Source organism: Streptomyces sp. NPDC085932 (assembly GCF_044540525.1).
GTDB lineage: Bacteria > Actinomycetota > Actinomycetes > Streptomycetales > Streptomycetaceae > Streptomyces > Streptomyces levis.
The window spans coordinates 117,166-132,395 of record NZ_JBITSJ010000003.1 but is presented as its reverse complement, the minus strand read 5'-3'; the positions used below and the strand labels follow the sequence as shown (position 1 = coordinate 132,395).

Below are 15,230 nucleotides of genomic sequence, written 5' to 3'. Positions count from 1 at the left end.
ACTGGACCGCCCCGGCACGCCGACCAGCCCGGGGGCGTGGGACACGGACTCGGAGCGGGCCCTGCGCCCGGCGGGAGCGGAGCGGGACGCCGCCGGTACGACGACTGCGGCGCGAGGGGAGGCCGCCGCCGGGCGCGAACCGTCCGCGAGCGGCAGGCCCGAGGCGGACGCGGACGCCGACATCGCCGCCGACGGCAAGTCGTCCCTGGCCCGGAAGGCAGGCGGCGATGGCGCGGGCTGTGCGCCCGGGCAGGTGGCTGTGGACGGCGCGGCCCTCGCGTTCGGCGAAGCCGGTGCGGATGGCGTGGCCCCCGCGTCCGGGCAGGCCGGTGCCGGTGGCGTCGCCTCCGTGCCCGGGCAGGCCCGTGCCGGTGAGGGAGCGGCTGCGGGGCGGGCGGCTGTGGTCGGTCGTGAGCCGTCCGGGAGCCGGGAGGTCGCCGGAGCGGATCGTGAAGCACCGGCGAGCCGAGGCGGCGATGCCGGCGACAAACCGGCGTCCCCCCGCCGAGGCGCCGCCGACCCCGTCAAGGCGCTGATGCACCGTCACCGGGAGCTCTGCGAACGCGCCGTCGACCCCCTGGAGATCGCGGCGGGCCTGGAGGCCCACGGCATCACCGACCGCACCGCCGCACGCTTCCGCCACCGGGACGTCTTCTCCCTGGCGGAGGAGATGTACGCGCGGGCCTCCCGGGACGGGGACGCGCCCCCGCCCCCCGCTCCGGCCGCCCCCCGGGTACGCGCCGCCCGGGTCCTCCTGACGCTGCTGCCGGGAGCCCTGTGCGCCGCCGCCGTGACCGCCGCGCACCTCACCCACGGCCGCACCCGCCTGGTCGTGGCCGCCGCCGGTGCTCTCGCCGTCGCCCCGGCCCTCCGCGCCGCTCTGCGCCGGGGCCCCCTGAGCAGGACCGACGCGGGCCGCCCCGGCCCTCGGCCCGGCGCGGCTCCCGGACGCACCACCCCGTGGACCCTCTGGCTCGCCGCCTACGCCCTGCTCGGCAACGGCCTGCTGCTCAGCGCCCTCTCCGGCGGCCCCGACGCCCTGCCCACCGGAGCGGCCGACGGGCCCTGGCCCGTCACCGTCGCCCCCGTCCTCGCCCTCACCCTGGCCTGCGCACCGGCGGCCTGGACCGCCCACCTCCTCACCGCCCGCGCCCGCCGCCGACTGGCGTCGAGCAGGGGCCTGGAGGACTTCGCCGCGGCCGTGAGACCGCTCCTGCTCGGTTCCTTCGCCCTGTTCCTGGGCGTCCTGGCGGCCCTGCTCACCCTCTGCGCGGCGATCCTCGGCGAGAGCGCCGCCTACCCGGAGGCCCTCACCCTGGGCGCCCTCCTCTTCCTGGCCCGCCTCCTCACGGTCCACGGCTTCACCTACGCACCGGCCGTCGTCCTCACCGCGGCGGCCACCCTGCAGGCGTCCGCCCTCGCCCTGGTCTTCACCTCCCGCCTCCCCGGCTGCGGCTTCCTGGCCACACCGGTCGACACGCTCGTCACCGCCTGGGGCGCCGGCAGCGTCCCGGCCCTCGTCTGCGGAGCGGCGGCCCTCGCCCTCCTGGTCCATGCCACCCGCAAGCTGACCCGGGCCTCGGCCCACGCACCCGCGGAGCCCGACCGGTGACCGCCCCCGGCGGCGGCCCCCACCGCCGCAGGCCCTCGCCCCACCGTCCTACCGCCCCCTAGGAGAACGACATGACCACCCACCCAGGAGCCCCGGCCACCCCGGGAGCCGCGCGATGAGAGTCCTGCTGATCGGAGCCAACGGCTACATCGGGCGCTTCGTCGCCGACCGTCTGCTCGCCGACCCGGCCGTCCAGCTCACCGCCCTCGGCCGCGGCGACGACGCCGACGTCCGCTTCGACCTCGCGTCCGGCAGCCCCGGTGCCCTCACCCGCTTCCTCGACGCCGTCCACCCGGGCGTCGTCGTGAACTGCGCCGGTGCCACCCGCGGCGGCGCCCGCGAACTCACCCGCCACAACACCGTCGCCGTGGCCACCGTCTGCGAGGCCCTGCGCCGCAGCGGCTGCGGCGCCCGGCTGGTGCAGATCGGGTGCAGCGCGGAGTACGGCCCCAGCCAGCCCGGGTCCTCCACGGCCGAGGACGCCGTGCCCCGCCCCGGCGGCCCGTACGGCGTCAGCAAACTCGCCGCCACCGAACTCGTCCTCGGCTCCGGCCTGGACGCCGTCGTGCTGCGCGTCTTCTCACCGGCCGGACCCGGCACCCCCGCCGGCTCCCCGCTCGGCCGTCTCGCCGAGGCCATGCGCCGCGCCATGCAGTCCGGCGACGGCGAACTGAAACTCGGCGGGCTCGGCGTCCAGCGCGACTTCATCGACGTCCGCGACGTGGCCCGGGCCGTCCACGCCGCCTCGCTCTCCGCCGCGCAGGGCGTCATCAACATCGGCTCCGGCCGCGCCGTGCGCCTGCGCGACGCCGCCGCCGTCCTCGCCCGCGTCGCCGGATACGGCGGTGCCCTCCACGAACTCGACGGCCCGCCCGGCGCCCTGCGCTCGGCCATCGGGCACCCCCGGCCCGACCCCGACCACGCGCCCCCCGTCGCGTATCCGTACCCGGACGGCTGCGGCAGCTGGCAGCAGGCCGACGTGCGCACCGCGCGCGACCGGCTCGGCTGGCGTCCCCGGATCGGTCTGGAGGAGTCCCTGGCCGACATCTGGATGGAGGCGGCATGTCGCATCTGACCAGCACACGGCCCCGCTCGTCGAGCACGGAACTCCGCCCCGGCCTCGGCGTGCCCGGCTATGCGCACCCCCTGCTCGCCCCCACCGAATGGGGAGAACTCACCCGGCCCGGCATCCCGCTGCACTGGGTCGTCCTGAACGTGGCCGACGGCCCCGGCAGCCGCCCCGACCCGCACTGCCTGGAGGCGGCCGGGCGCCTGCGCAACGCGGGCGTCCGGGTCCTCGGCCGTCTCGACACCCGGTACGGCTTCCGGGCCTTCGGTGAACTCGTCTCGGACGCCCACCGCTTCGCCGACTGGTACCAGGTCGACGGCTACCTCCTGGACCGCTGCCCGGCCGACCGCGCCGAGCTGCCCGAGGTCCGCCGCACCGTCGCCACCCTCCGCGTGATCCGTGACGATCCCCACATCGTCCTCGGCCACGGCACCTATCCGCACCCCGGCTACGCCGAGCACGCCGACCAGCTGGTCACCTTCTCCGGCTCCTGGAGCGACTACCGCTGGTCCCAGGTGGCCGAGTGGACCGCCGCCCACCCGCCCGAGCGCTTCTGCCACTTCGTCCACGGCGTGCCCCGCCCCCACCTGGAGGAAGCCCTGCGCATCGCCCGCTGGCAGGGCGCGGCGACGGTGTGGTTCACCGACCGCACTGACCGAGGCGGACGCGTCGACCCCTGGGAGGCCATGCCCGGCTACTGGGACGAGTTCGTCTCGCGGATCGGAACAGGTGTCTCGGAATGAAAAAGCGCATGGCAGTGTTACGGGGAGAACAACCGTAGTGATTGACCGACCAACGGAGTCCCCGTGTCGTTGCCACCCCTGGTCGAGCCGGCTGCCGAGCTCACCGTAGACGAGGTTCGCAGGTACTCCCGCCACCTGATCATCCCCGACGTCGGGATGGACGGGCAGAAGCGGCTGAAGAACGCCAAGGTGCTGTGTGTGGGCGCCGGCGGCCTGGGCTCGCCGGCGCTGATGTACCTGGCCGCCGCGGGCGTGGGCACCCTCGGCATCGTGGAGTTCGACGAGGTCGACGAGTCGAACCTGCAGCGCCAGATCATCCACAGCCAGGCCGACATCGGCCGCTCCAAGGCCGAGTCCGCCCGCGACAGCGTCAAGGGCATCAACCCGTACGTGAACGTCGTCCTGCACGAAGAGCGGCTCGAGGCCGACAACGTGATGGACATCTTCAGCCAGTACGACCTGATCGTCGACGGCACGGACAACTTCGCGACCCGCTACCTGGTCAACGACGCCTGCGTGCTGCTGAACAAGCCGTACGTGTGGGGCTCGATCTACCGCTTCGACGGGCAGGCCTCCGTCTTCTGGTCCGAGCACGGCCCCTGCTACCGCTGCCTCTACCCGGAGCCCCCGCCCCCCGGCATGGTCCCCTCCTGCGCCGAGGGCGGCGTGCTGGGCGTGCTCTGCGCGTCTATCGGCTCCATCCAGGTCAACGAGGCCATCAAGCTCCTCGCCGGCATCGGCGAGCCCCTGGTCGGCCGACTGATGATCTACGACGCCCTGGAGATGCAGTACCGCCAGGTCAAGGTCCGCAAGGACCCGAACTGCGCGGTCTGCGGCGAGAACCCGACCGTCACCGAGCTCATCGACTACGAGGCCTTCTGCGGCGTCGTGTCCGAGGAGGCCCAGGCGGCGGCCGCCGACTCCACGATCACTCCCAAGCAGCTCAAGGAGTGGATCGACGACGGCGAGAGCATCGACATCATCGACGTCCGCGAGCCGAACGAGTACGAGATCGTCTCCATCCCGGGCGCCCGGCTCATCCCGAAGAACGAGTTCCTCATGGGCACCGCCCTGGAGAGCCTCCCGCAGGACAAGAAGATCGTCCTGCACTGCAAGACAGGTGTCCGCAGTGCGGAAGTCCTCGCGGTCCTGAAGTCCGCGGGCTTCTCGGACGCCGTCCACGTCGGCGGCGGCGTGATCGGCTGGGTCAACCAGATCGAGCCGAGCAAGCCGGTCTACTGAGCCGAGCCCGGCCGGCCTCTCCCCGCGGCGGGGGCTTCGCGCACCATGGGTGCCCGGAGCCCCCGCCGTCGTCATGAGCAGACCTTGCCGTCCTTCGGGACCGAGCCGTCCAGCAGATACGCGTCCACGGTCGAGTCGACGCAGTCGCTCCCACTGCCGTACGCACCGTGTCCCTCGCCCCGCCAGGTGAGCAGCACCCCGACACCCTTGCCCAGCTCGTCGGCCATCCGCCGCGCGCCCTCGTAGGGAGTGGCGGGGTCGCCCGTGTTGCCCACCACCAGGACCGGCGGGGCGCCCGGGGCGCTCACCTCCGGGGTGTCGTGCTGTCCGGGCACCGGCCAGTCGTGGCACCAACCGGCCGTGTCCCAGCCGAGGAACGACCCGAAGACCGGGGAGATCCTCTCGAACTCCGGCAGCAGCCTCTTCGTCTCGGCCGCGGTCGGCCGCTGCCGGTCGTCCAGGCACGATATGACCCGTTGGGCGTGCGTGGTCGTGCCGTAGCGGCCCGAGGGGTCGCGTTCGTTGTAGCCGTCGGCGAGGGCGAGCAGCTCCGAGCCGTCGCCGCGCTCGGCCGCCTCCAGGGCGCTGGTGAGCGTCGGCCAGCTGTCCTTGCTGTACAGCGGCAGGATGATGCCGGTGGCCGCGAGCGTCTGGGTGAGCTTGCGTCCCGGCGTGCCGGTCGGCAGGGGACGGGCGTCGAGTCGCCGCAGCAGGGCCGTGATCTTCCGGGAGCCCGCTCGGGGGTCCTGGCCCGTGGACTCCAGATAGCCGTTCAGCGCGCGCTGGAAGCCCTTGGCCTGGTTCTTGGCGTGGCCCACGGTGTCGGCGCCGGGGTCGACGACCGCGTCCAGCGTCATGCGTCCGACCTTCTTCGGGAACAGATGGGCGTAGGTGCCGCCGAGCTCCGTGCCGTAGGAGATGCCGAAGTAGTTCATCCTCTCGTCGCCGAGGGCTTGGCGGATGCGGTCCATGTCGCGGGCCGAGTCGGCGGTCGAGACATGTGCCATCAGCGCGCCGGCGTCCTTGCGGCAGCCCTGCCCGAAGTCGGCGGCGTCCGCGAAGTACGCCTTCTCTTCTGCGGGGGTGTCCGGGGTGACGTCCACCGACTCGGCCGCCTGGATCTCCTTGTCGCCGCGGCAGCGCACCCCCTCGCTGGCGCCCACTCCGCGAGGGTCCCAGCTCACCAGGTCGTACCGCTCACGCAGCCGGGAGACGGTCGGGGCGTACGACGGCATCATGGACACGCCCGAGGCACCCGGTCCGCCGAAGTTGAACAGGAGCGAGCCGGCGCGGTCGTCGCCGCGGGCCTTGGCGCGGATCAGGGCCAGCCCTATCGTCTCGCCGTCGGGCTTCGACCAGTCCAGCGGCACCTTGAGCGTGGCGCACTGCCATTCGCTGCTCGGCGCCGGGGCGTCCGCGGTGGCCTTGCAGCGGCCCCAGGACAGCCCGCCCTTGCCGTCGTCGGACGAGCCGCCGCCGCACCCGGCCGTCAGCAGTGCCGAGGCGGCCGCCAGAGCGGTCCACCGCAGGAAACGCGTCATGCGCCCATCCCCCCTCGCAAGCCGTCCGCGCCGTGCCGCGGATGGCGTTCGAGCCATGGTAGGCAGATCCCCGCGCCGCCCGCCCCGGCCTGTGGATAACCCTTTGACCTGGGGGTTCGACGGGATCGGGGGTGTGGATCAGCCGCAGACGGTCCTCGCCTGCGGCACCTTTCCGTCCAGCAGGTAGCCGTGCACCGCGTCCTGCACGCACTTGTTCTTGCTGTCGTAGGCGCCGTGTCCCTGCCCGCGGTAGGTCAGCTCGACGCCGACCCCCTCGCCCAGCGCGTTCACCATCGCCCGCGCCCCCTCGTAGGGGGTGGCGGGGTCGCCGGTGTTGCCGATGACCAGGATCGGCGGGGCGCCCGGAGCGCTCACGTCCGGGTGGTCGGCGGCGCCGGGCACGGCCCAGTCGGTGCAGCCGATCATGCCCCAGGCCAGGTAGTCGCCGAACAGGGGGGACGCAGCCCGGAACTCGGGCAGTCTGCCCTCCACGTAGGCGGTGTCGTAGCGCGCTTTGGTGTCGGCGCAGCTGATGGCCGTGTGGGCGGCGGTGGAGTTGTCGTACTCGCCGTTCTCGCTGCGCCCGTTCATCGAGTCGGACAGCAGCATCAGGATGCTGCCGTCACCGTCGTACGCCTGCTCCAGGCCTTCGGTGAGGTACTCCCAGAAGTCCTGCGAGTACAGCGCCTGCACGATGCCGTTGGTCGCCGCGGTCTGGGTCAGCTCCCGGGGGAAGACGCCCGGGATCGGCTTGCGGTCGAGGTCCCTGAGCAGCCTGGCGATCCGGTCCTTCACGTCCTGCGCGCTGTCTCCGACGGGGCACTCCTCGGTCTTCGACACGCAGTCCTCGGCGAAGTTGTCCAGCGCCAGCTGGAAGCCCTCGGCCTGCCCCAGCGAGCCCTGTTCGGCGTTCTGCGTCGGGTCGACCACGGCGTCGAACACGGCGCGGCCGACCGTGCGGGGGAACAGGTGGGCGTAGACGCCGCCGAGTTCCGTGCCGTAGGAGAAGCCGAAGTAGTGCAGCTTCTCGTCGCCGAGGACCTGGCGCATCAGGTCGAGGTCGCGGGCGGCGTCGGTGGTGCGCACGTTCGGCAGCATCTGCTCGGAGTTCTTCTCGCAGGCGTCGTTGAACTCCTTGGTGTTGTCCAGGAGCGCCCTGCGCTCCGTGGCGTCGTCAGGGGTCGCGTCCTGCTGGAAGTACGCGTCGAGCTGCTGATCGTTCTCGCAGATCACGGGCTCGCTGCGGCCGACCCCGCGCGGGTCGAAGCTGACCAGGTCGTAACGGGTGCGCAGGGTGCCGTAGTCCTCGGCGAAGGCGGGCAGCGTCTTGACGCCCGAGCCGCCGGGGCCGCCGAAGTTGAAGAGGAGCGAGCCGATGCGCTCGTTCGCGCTGCCGGTGGTCCTGACCCGGATCAGTTCGAGGCCGATCGTGTCGCCCTCGGGCTCGTCCCAGTCGAGGGGCGCCTTCATGGTGGCGCACTGCCACTCGCCGTCGTCCGGCAACGGGGAGGGCGCGGCGCCTCCGCCCTGCGCCTCGTCCGGAGCCGGGCAGGCCTTCCACTCCAGCTCCTGCCGTGTGAGGTCCTCGTCCTCGGCGTCGTCACCGCCGCAGCCCGCCAGCACGGTGGACAGCAGCACGGCGGTGGCGGTCAGGGCGGCGGCGCGCAGCCGGAGGAGGGTTGGCATGGTTCCATCCTGCGGCGGCCCGGAGCGGGGCGCGCGGGACGCGTGCCGTACGAGGTAAGAGGGGCAGGCGGGTCGCTGAGCCGGCCGCGAGCCCCGTCACCGGGCGGGAACGGACGCCGTCAGAGGGCCTGCTTGCGGGTCAGGTGGTTGAAGGCAAGCCAGCCCGGCAGCACGGGCAGCCACAGGGTCAGCAGCCGGAACAGCAGGACCGCGGGCGCCGCGACCTCCTTCGGCAGTCCGACGGCGATCAGGCCGACCGTCAGGGTCGCCTCGACCGCGCCGACACCGCCCGGGGTCGGCGCCGCGGACCCGAGGGCGTTGCCCGCGAGGAAGACGACGGCGACGCTGGCGAGGCTGATCGAGGTCGTCTCGTCGCCGAACGCGCGGATCGAGGCGTCCAGGCACATCACGAAGCAGGCGGTCAGCAGCAGCATGCCGCCGATGCCGGTGACCAGCTTCTGGGGCCGCTGGAGCACGTCCAGCATGCGCGGCACGACACCCGCGAACAGCGACCGCACGCGCGTGACGACGAATTTCCGCAGGAACGGCACCGACGTCACGACGAGCACGAGCACCGCCACGGTCAGCAGACCGGCGATGACCGTCCGGGACGGCGACAGCGACGGGGTCTTCTCGGTGCCGGTCAGGTAGCCGAAGGACAGCAGCATCAGGATGTGGCAGCCGAGCCCGAACAGCTGCGACGCGCCGACGCTCGCCACCGCGAGCCCGGGGCGCACCCCCGCGCGCTGCAGGAAGCGCGTGTTCAGCGCCACACCGCCCACGGCCGCCGGGGCGACGATCTTCACGAACGACCCGGCGACCTGCGCCGCGACCGTGCGCAGGAACGGCACCCGCTCGGGAACGAAGCCCAGCAGCGCCATCGCCGCCGCGAAGTAGCTCGCCATGGAGAACAGCACGGCCGCCGCGACCCAGCCCCATTCGGCGTGGGCGATGAGCGGCCCGAACTCGATGTGCGTGAGCTGCGTCAGCAGGAAGTACGCGCCGATCGCGCCCGCGATGAAACTGATCAGGGTGCGCGGCCGCACCCGCTCCAGCCGGGCCGGCTCGACCGGCGCCTGGGGCCTGATCCGCAGCACCTCGTGGCGGATCTGCGTGAGCAGGTCCTCCTCGCGGGCCTCCTCCAAGGCCTCGTCGATGGCCCGCTTCTCGGCCCGCTGCTCCGCCCGTACGGCCTTCTTGTCGGGCTTCTCCAGGACGGGCACGGCCTCGTCCGACTGCTCCTCCATGCGGGCCTGCTTGGCCTGCCGGGACGCCTCCAGGACCGCCTCGCGCTCGCGCTGCGCCCGTTCCCGGGCCAGCTTGCGCAGCGTCGCGCGCGTGGAGCGGCTGAGCGCGATGGGCTGGAGCATCGGCAGGCAGTCCGCCACGGCGTCCGGGCCGAGCACGCCCACCGCCGAGGCGACCGCCCGCTCGCCGCCCACCCGCAGCCCGAGCGTGACCAGCAGCTGGGAGATGTCCATCCGCAGCAGCAGATCGCCGGCGGCGATCTCGCCGACCCGCAGGTCGGTGAGGATCACCGTGCCGGAACGATCCACCAGAATCGCGTCGCCCACCAGCCTGCGGTGCGCGATGCGCCGGGACTGCAGCGCCTTCACCTGGTTCCAGGTGTCCCGCAGCAGGTCGTCGGTGATGTCCTCGTCCGGCAGGGAGTCCAGGGTGCGGCCGCCGCTGTGCTCGTAGACCAGCATCACCGCGTCGGGGCCGAGCTCCGAGGTGGCGATCAGCTTGGGCGCGTTGGCCCCGGCCGCGATCGCCGCGTACGCCAGCAGTGCCTCCTGCTCCAGGGCCTGCCGCAGCGACTGGAGGCTGCTGCGGGTGGCGAAGCCGCGCAGGGTGAGGTTGCGCCAGGCGCGGTAGAAGAAGCCCTGCGCCTGCTGTTCCCGGTCGACCACCGTCACGTCCAGCGGCGGGCCGTCCTCCAGGGTCACGAAGTAGCGCCGGCCCCGGTCGCCGGTGTCCGGGTTGTCCGAGTGGTCCTCACGGGAGGCGCTGACCGGGTGGAAACCGACGGTCCGCAGACCCGCCATGAGCGTCTGCCCGGTCGGCCGGACGTTGGGCGAGCCGACCGCGTACAGCGTGCCGTAGGCGACGGTCCAGCCGATCAGCACGGTCAGAATGATCGAGAACGGGGTGGTGTACCCGGTGACGAGCATCGAGAAGGCGTCGAGGAGCAGCACGACCCAGAGCACCGCGCGCCATCGCGGTCTGCGGGACATGCCGACGGCCGTCATGTAGGCGATGACGGGTGCCAGGTAGCCGTGCACCGGGTCGGTGAGGGCGTGGATGTCGCCGGGGGAGGGCTGGGTGAGCGCCTCCTGGATCGAGTCGGGGGCGGCCCGGGCGACCCACAGGTCGGTGGCGAGGGTCACGCCGTGCGCGAGGACGGCCGCGAGGACGCCGTCGGCGATCCGGAGGCCGTCCCGCTTGATCAGCCGTTCGATCGCGAAGGCGACCGGGACCAGCAGGATCGCGATGCTGGAGGCCAGCCCCGCGATCTTGATGAGCAGGTCGGGCGCCTGCCCGGTGCCCTTGTTGATGTCCTGTTCGAGACCGGAGGTGGTGCCGTGCGCGAACGCGGCGATCCCGATCAGCAGCGCCACGGCGAGCACGCCGACCAGCAGCCGCATCAGGTCCGACGGGCGGTGCACGCGCGCGGGGAGCAGCGGTTCGTCGCCCTCCACCTCGTCGATGTGCGCGACGTCCGGCTCGTCGGCGGGCGTCCGGGCCTTCTTGCCCGGGCCCTTCACGCCGCCGTCCCCGGTGCCCGGGCGCGACGAAGCGTCAGAGGTGCCCTCCGTGTCCTCGGGGTGCGCACCCTGCTGCTTCATCGTCTCTTCTTGGTCTCGTATCACCGGTCACCGCCCGCACGATGGTGGCATGCCACACCGACACACGGGGGCATCAGGGTGCACATGCGGGGGCGGACAGTCTGCCCGACGCGCTGTCGCGGGGCGAAGGAAACGCTCGGGAGCGCGCGCGTCCCGTTGTCGGTGGGGTGGGGCAGGATGGGACGGATGAGCGAGGAGAGCCTTCCGGAGGACACCCGTCCGCAGGATGCCGCAGCGGGGTACGACGGTGCCCCCGACGAGCCGGCGGAAGCCCTGCCGGCCTACGCCGAGCGGGTTCTCGACGTCGCGGAACTGATCCCGCCGGGGCGGGTCATGACCTACGGGGACGTGGCCGAGTGGCTGGAGGAGGGCGGTCCGCGCCAGGTGGGCCGGGTGATGGCGCTCTACGGGGGAGCCGTCCCGTGGTGGCGGGTCGTCCGCGCGGACGGCGCGCTGCTGCCGGGACACGAACAGCGGGCGCTCGGCCACTACCGCGCGGAGGGCACGCCGCTGAAGGAGGCGAGCCGTGCCGCCGAGGGTCACCTGCCGCGCATCGACATGAGACGGGCGCGGTGGGACGGCGGTGAACGCGCGGAGGGTCACACCTGACAGCTTCCGGCATCGCACGCCCTCCCGTGTGGCCCGTGATCCGGACGAGGGAATCGAGGCACATCGCGGGCATGACGTACGTTCGTGAGACGAGGGGCCTGTGCGCCGAGAGCGCCGTGAGTGACCGGCGGGAAGAAGGGGAAGCCCTGCTTCCGCCCCACTCGTCGGCGTAGCGTCGGCCGCACGCGTCCCCGTCACCTTGCGGTCACCGCCCGCCCCGCGCGCGGTGACCCGCCAACCAGTACATCCACCAGGACCGGCGAACCACGTGAGCTCCTCTTTCTCCACCAACGGCCTGTCGCACCCCCGGGTACGGCGGGGGAGCCATGGCGCTTACCGACTGGTTCGTACCCCTCCCGCCCGGGTGGACCCCCCTCTTTTGGACGCCGCGCAACGCTCCGTGGTTGACCACGCGGCCGGTCCGCTGCTCGTCCTCGCAGGTCCGGGCACCGGCAAGACCACCACGCTCGTCGAGTCCGTGGCCGAGCGGATCGCCCGGGGCGGCGACCCCGGGCGCGTCTTGGTGCTGACGTTCAGCCGCAGGGCCGCCGTCGAGCTGCGCGACCGCATGGCCCTGCGCACCGGGGCGGCGCACGCCCCGCAGGCGACCACGTTCCACTCGTTCTGCTACGCCCTGGTCCGCGCCCACCAGGACAGCGACCTGTTCGTGGAGCCGCTGCGGCTGCTGTCCGGGCCCGAGCAGGACGTCGCCGTGCGGGACCTGCTCGCGGGCCAGGTGGACCTGGAGCGTCTCGGACTCGCCCACGTGCGCTGGCCGGACGAGCTGCGCGCCTGCCTGACCACCCGCGGTTTCGCCGACGAGGTCCGCGCGGTCCTCGCCCGCAGCCGTGAACTGGGCCTCGGGCCCGACGCGCTGGACGCCTTCGCGCGCCGCACGGGCCGCCCCGACTGGCGCGCGGCGGCCGCCTTCCTCGCCGAGTACCTCGACGTGCTCGACCTGCACGGCGTGATCGACTACGCCGAACTCGTCCACCGCGCGGTGCTCCTCGCCCGGCGCCCCGAGGTCGCCGCGTGGCTCGCCGACCGGTACGACGCCGTCTACGTCGACGAGTACCAGGACACCGATCCGGCGCAGGTACGGCTGCTGGACGCGCTGGCCGGCGGGGGCCGCACGCTCGTCGCCTTCGGCGACCCCGACCAGTCGATCTACGCGTTCCGCGGGGCCGACGTGAACGGCATCCTCGACTTCCCGCACGCCTTCCCGCGCGCGGACGGCCGCCCGGCCCCGGTCGCTGTGCTGCGCACGTCCCGCCGCTCCGGCGCCGGGCTGCTCGCCGCGACCCGGCTGCTGACCCAGCGCATGCCGCTCACCCGCCTGCCCGCGGAGAAGGTGCGTGCCCACCGCGAACTCGCCCCCGTGCGGGACGGCGGCCGCGTCGAGGCCTACACGTACCCGACGTCCGGGACGGAGCTGGACAACATCGCCGACATCCTCCGCAGGGCCCACCTGGAGGACGGCGTCCCCTGGCGCGAGATGGCCGTCCTGGTGCGTGCCGGCTCCCGCACCATTCCGACGGTCCGGCGTGCGCTGACGGCGGCGGGCGTGCCGGTGGACGTCGACGGGGACGACGTGCCGCTGCGGCACGAACCGGCCGTGGCACCGCTGCTGACGGCACTGCGGGCGGTGGCGACGGCGGAGGCCGGGGGTTTCGGACCGGGGCCTTCCGGGGCCGGTGACGGTGCGGGGACGGCTGAGGGGGACGCCGGGGTGGTCTCCGGCGCGGTGGAGGCCTTCGGGGCTTCCGGCGCGGAGGAGGCCTCCGGTGCTGATCTGGTCTTCGACTCCGGGGTCGTCTCCGGCTCTGATGCGTTTTCCGGCTCCGGGGCGGTCTCCGGCACCGAGGCGATCGCCGACTCCGACTCCGGCGCGGTCACCGACCCTCACACGGCCTCCGCGTCCGATGCCGCCTCGGGCAGCGGTGACAACGCCGCCCCCGCGTCCCGCGCCTGCTGGCTCGACACCGAGACCGCCCTCACCCTGCTCACCTCGCCCCTCGCGGGCATGGACGCCGCCGACCTGCGCCGTCTCGGCCGCGCCCTGCGCGACGAGGAGCGGGCCGCGGGCAACCCGCTGCCACCGCCCTCCGACGTCCTGCTCGCGCAGGCGCTCGCCGAGCCGGAGCGGCTCGCCGTGCACGACCCCACGTACGCGCGCGGTGCCCAGCGCCTCGGCGCGCTGCTGCGCAAGGCGCGGGAGCGGCTGGCCGGCGGCGGCACGGCCGAGGAGGCGCTGTGGGACCTGTGGGAGGGCACACCGTGGCCCGGGCGTCTGGAGCGCGCCGCCCGGCGGGGCGGCGCGGCCGGACGCAACGCGGACCGCGATTTGGACGCCGTCTGCGCGCTGTTCGCCACGGCGGCCCGCGCCGAGGAGCGCACCGGCGGCCGGGGCGCCCTGAACTTCCTGGAGGAGATCGACGCCGAGGACATCGCCGCCGACACCCTCACGCGGCGTGCCGTGCGCCCCGACGCCGTCCGCCTGATGACCGCCCACCGCTCCAAGGGCCTGGAATGGCGCCTCGTGGTCGTCGCCGGCGTCCAGGAGGGCCTCTGGCCCGACCTGCGCCGCCGTGGCTCCCTCCTGGAGGCCGACCGCATCGGCCGCGACGGCCTGGCCGAACCCCTCACCCCCGGCGCGCTGCTCGCCGAGGAGCGACGCCTGTTCTACGTGGCCGCCACGCGCGCGCGTGAACGGCTCGTCGTCACCGCGGTCAAGGCCCCCGCCGACGACGGCGACCAGCCCTCGCGGTTCCTGACCGAACTCGGCGTCGAACCCAAGGACGTCACGGGACGCCCGCGCCGGCCGCTGTCCGTCGCCGCCCTCGTGGCCGAACTGCGCGCCACGACGGTCGACCCCCGGGTCTCCGGCGCGCTACGAGAGGCCGCCGCCCGCCGCCTGGCCCGGCTCGCCGCCCTCGCCGACGAGGACGGCCGCCCCCTGGTGCCGTCCGCCCACCCCTACCGCTGGTGGGGCATGTTCGAGCCGACCGCGTCCAAGGTGCCGCTGCGCGACCGCGACCAGCCCGTCGTACTGTCCGGCAGCGCCCTGGACCAGCTGGCCAACACCTGTGCCCTCCAGTGGTTCCTGGGCCGTGAGGTGAAGGCCGACGCACCCGCGACCGCCGCCCAGGGCTTCGGCAACGTCGTGCACGTCCTCGCCGACGAGGTCGCCTCCGGGCACACCCCGGCCGACCTCTCCGTCCTCATGGAACGCCTCGATTCCGTGTGGAACGCCCTCGCCTTCGACGCGCCCTGGAAGTCGGAGCAGGAGAAGGACAACGCGCGCGTGGCGCTCGAACGCTTCCTCCAGTGGCACGTCATGGACCGTGCCGGACGCACCCCGGTGGCCAGCGAGCACGACTTCGACGTCACCCTCGAAGCGGGCGACTACGAGGTGCGCATCCGCGGCCAGATGGACCGCGTCGAGGCGGACGGCGACGGTCGCGCCTACGTGGTCGACTTCAAGACCGGCAAGCAGGCGCCCACGTCCAAGGAGGTGGAGCGGCACCCGCAGCTCGCCGTCTACCAGCTCGCCGTCCGGGAGGGCGCCGTCGACGAGGTCTTCGACGGGGTGCGCCCCGAGCCGGGCGGCGCCGAACTCGTGCACCTGCGCCAGGGCGCCGCCCAGCGTGACGGCGGTGAAACCCTGCCCAAGGTGCAGGCCCAGGAGCCGCTGCAGGGCGAGTGGGTCGGCGACCTGCTGGCCACGGCCGCCGGCAAGGTCCTCGACGAGCGGTTCACACCGACGGCCGGGCAGCACTGCACGCACTGCGCGTTCCGGGCGTCGTGCAGCGCGCGCCAGGAGGGCCGCCACGTGGTGGAGTGACCCGGGCCCCGCAAGCAGGCCTGGTAGGAAGCCCC

General features: G+C 73.6%; 9 protein-coding genes. 6 read left to right on the top strand and 3 right to left on the bottom strand.

Annotated elements, in window-relative coordinates:
• The first annotated feature begins 253 nt into the window (after positions 1-253).
• From ACIGAQ_RS16625 to moeZ, 4 genes are all read left to right on the top strand, one after another.
• Positions 254-1,612 (top strand): hypothetical protein, encoded by a 1,359-nt coding sequence (locus ACIGAQ_RS16625; protein WP_399784586.1) that lies wholly within the window; start codon positions 254-256, stop codon positions 1,610-1,612.
• Positions 1,613-1,727: 115 nt separating this feature from the next.
• Positions 1,728-2,687 carry an NAD-dependent epimerase/dehydratase family protein gene (locus ACIGAQ_RS16620; protein ID WP_311679556.1) on the top strand — a complete coding sequence of 320 codons (960 nt, stop codon included), beginning with the start codon at positions 1,728-1,730 and terminating at the stop codon, positions 2,685-2,687.
• On the top strand, positions 2,675-3,424 hold the full coding sequence (locus ACIGAQ_RS16615; protein ID WP_399783379.1) for a spherulation-specific family 4 protein: 750 nt from the start codon (positions 2,675-2,677) through the stop codon (positions 3,422-3,424). Before ACIGAQ_RS16620 ends, ACIGAQ_RS16615 begins: the two co-directional genes overlap by 13 nt.
• Positions 3,425-3,487: 63 nt before the next feature.
• Positions 3,488-4,666, top strand: coding sequence for an adenylyltransferase/sulfurtransferase MoeZ (gene moeZ / locus ACIGAQ_RS16610; protein ID WP_344536406.1), 1,179 nt, complete (start codon positions 3,488-3,490; stop codon positions 4,664-4,666).
• A gap of 71 nt (positions 4,667-4,737) precedes the next feature.
• Here moeZ and ACIGAQ_RS16605 read toward each other — a convergent pair whose 3' ends face one another.
• The 3 genes from ACIGAQ_RS16605 to ACIGAQ_RS16595 form a co-directional block, all read right to left on the bottom strand.
• Positions 4,738-6,207 carry an alpha/beta hydrolase gene (locus tag ACIGAQ_RS16605; protein ID WP_399783375.1) on the bottom strand — a complete coding sequence of 490 codons (1,470 nt, stop codon included), beginning with the start codon at positions 6,205-6,207 and terminating at the stop codon, positions 4,738-4,740.
• Positions 6,208-6,345: 138 nt separating this feature from the next.
• Positions 6,346-7,893 (bottom strand): alpha/beta hydrolase, encoded by a 1,548-nt coding sequence (locus tag ACIGAQ_RS16600; RefSeq protein WP_399783372.1) that lies wholly within the window; start codon positions 7,891-7,893, stop codon positions 6,346-6,348.
• Between the two features lie 119 nt (positions 7,894-8,012).
• Entirely contained in the window at positions 8,013-10,742 is a 2,730-nt protein-coding gene (locus ACIGAQ_RS16595; RefSeq protein WP_399783369.1) for a lysylphosphatidylglycerol synthase domain-containing protein, read from the bottom strand.
• Positions 10,743-10,928: 186 nt separating this feature from the next.
• Between ACIGAQ_RS16595 and ACIGAQ_RS16590 the strand changes: the two genes are divergently transcribed.
• Together ACIGAQ_RS16590 and ACIGAQ_RS16585 are read left to right on the top strand one after the other, a co-directional pair.
• Entirely contained in the window at positions 10,929-11,351 is a 423-nt protein-coding gene (locus ACIGAQ_RS16590; protein WP_311679543.1) for an MGMT family protein, read from the top strand.
• Positions 11,352-11,619: 268 nt separating this feature from the next.
• A complete protein-coding gene (locus ACIGAQ_RS16585) occupies positions 11,620-15,195 on the top strand; it encodes a UvrD-helicase domain-containing protein (RefSeq protein WP_399783366.1) in 3,576 nt (1,191 codons plus the stop codon).
• The last annotated feature ends 35 nt before the right edge of the window (positions 15,196-15,230 follow it).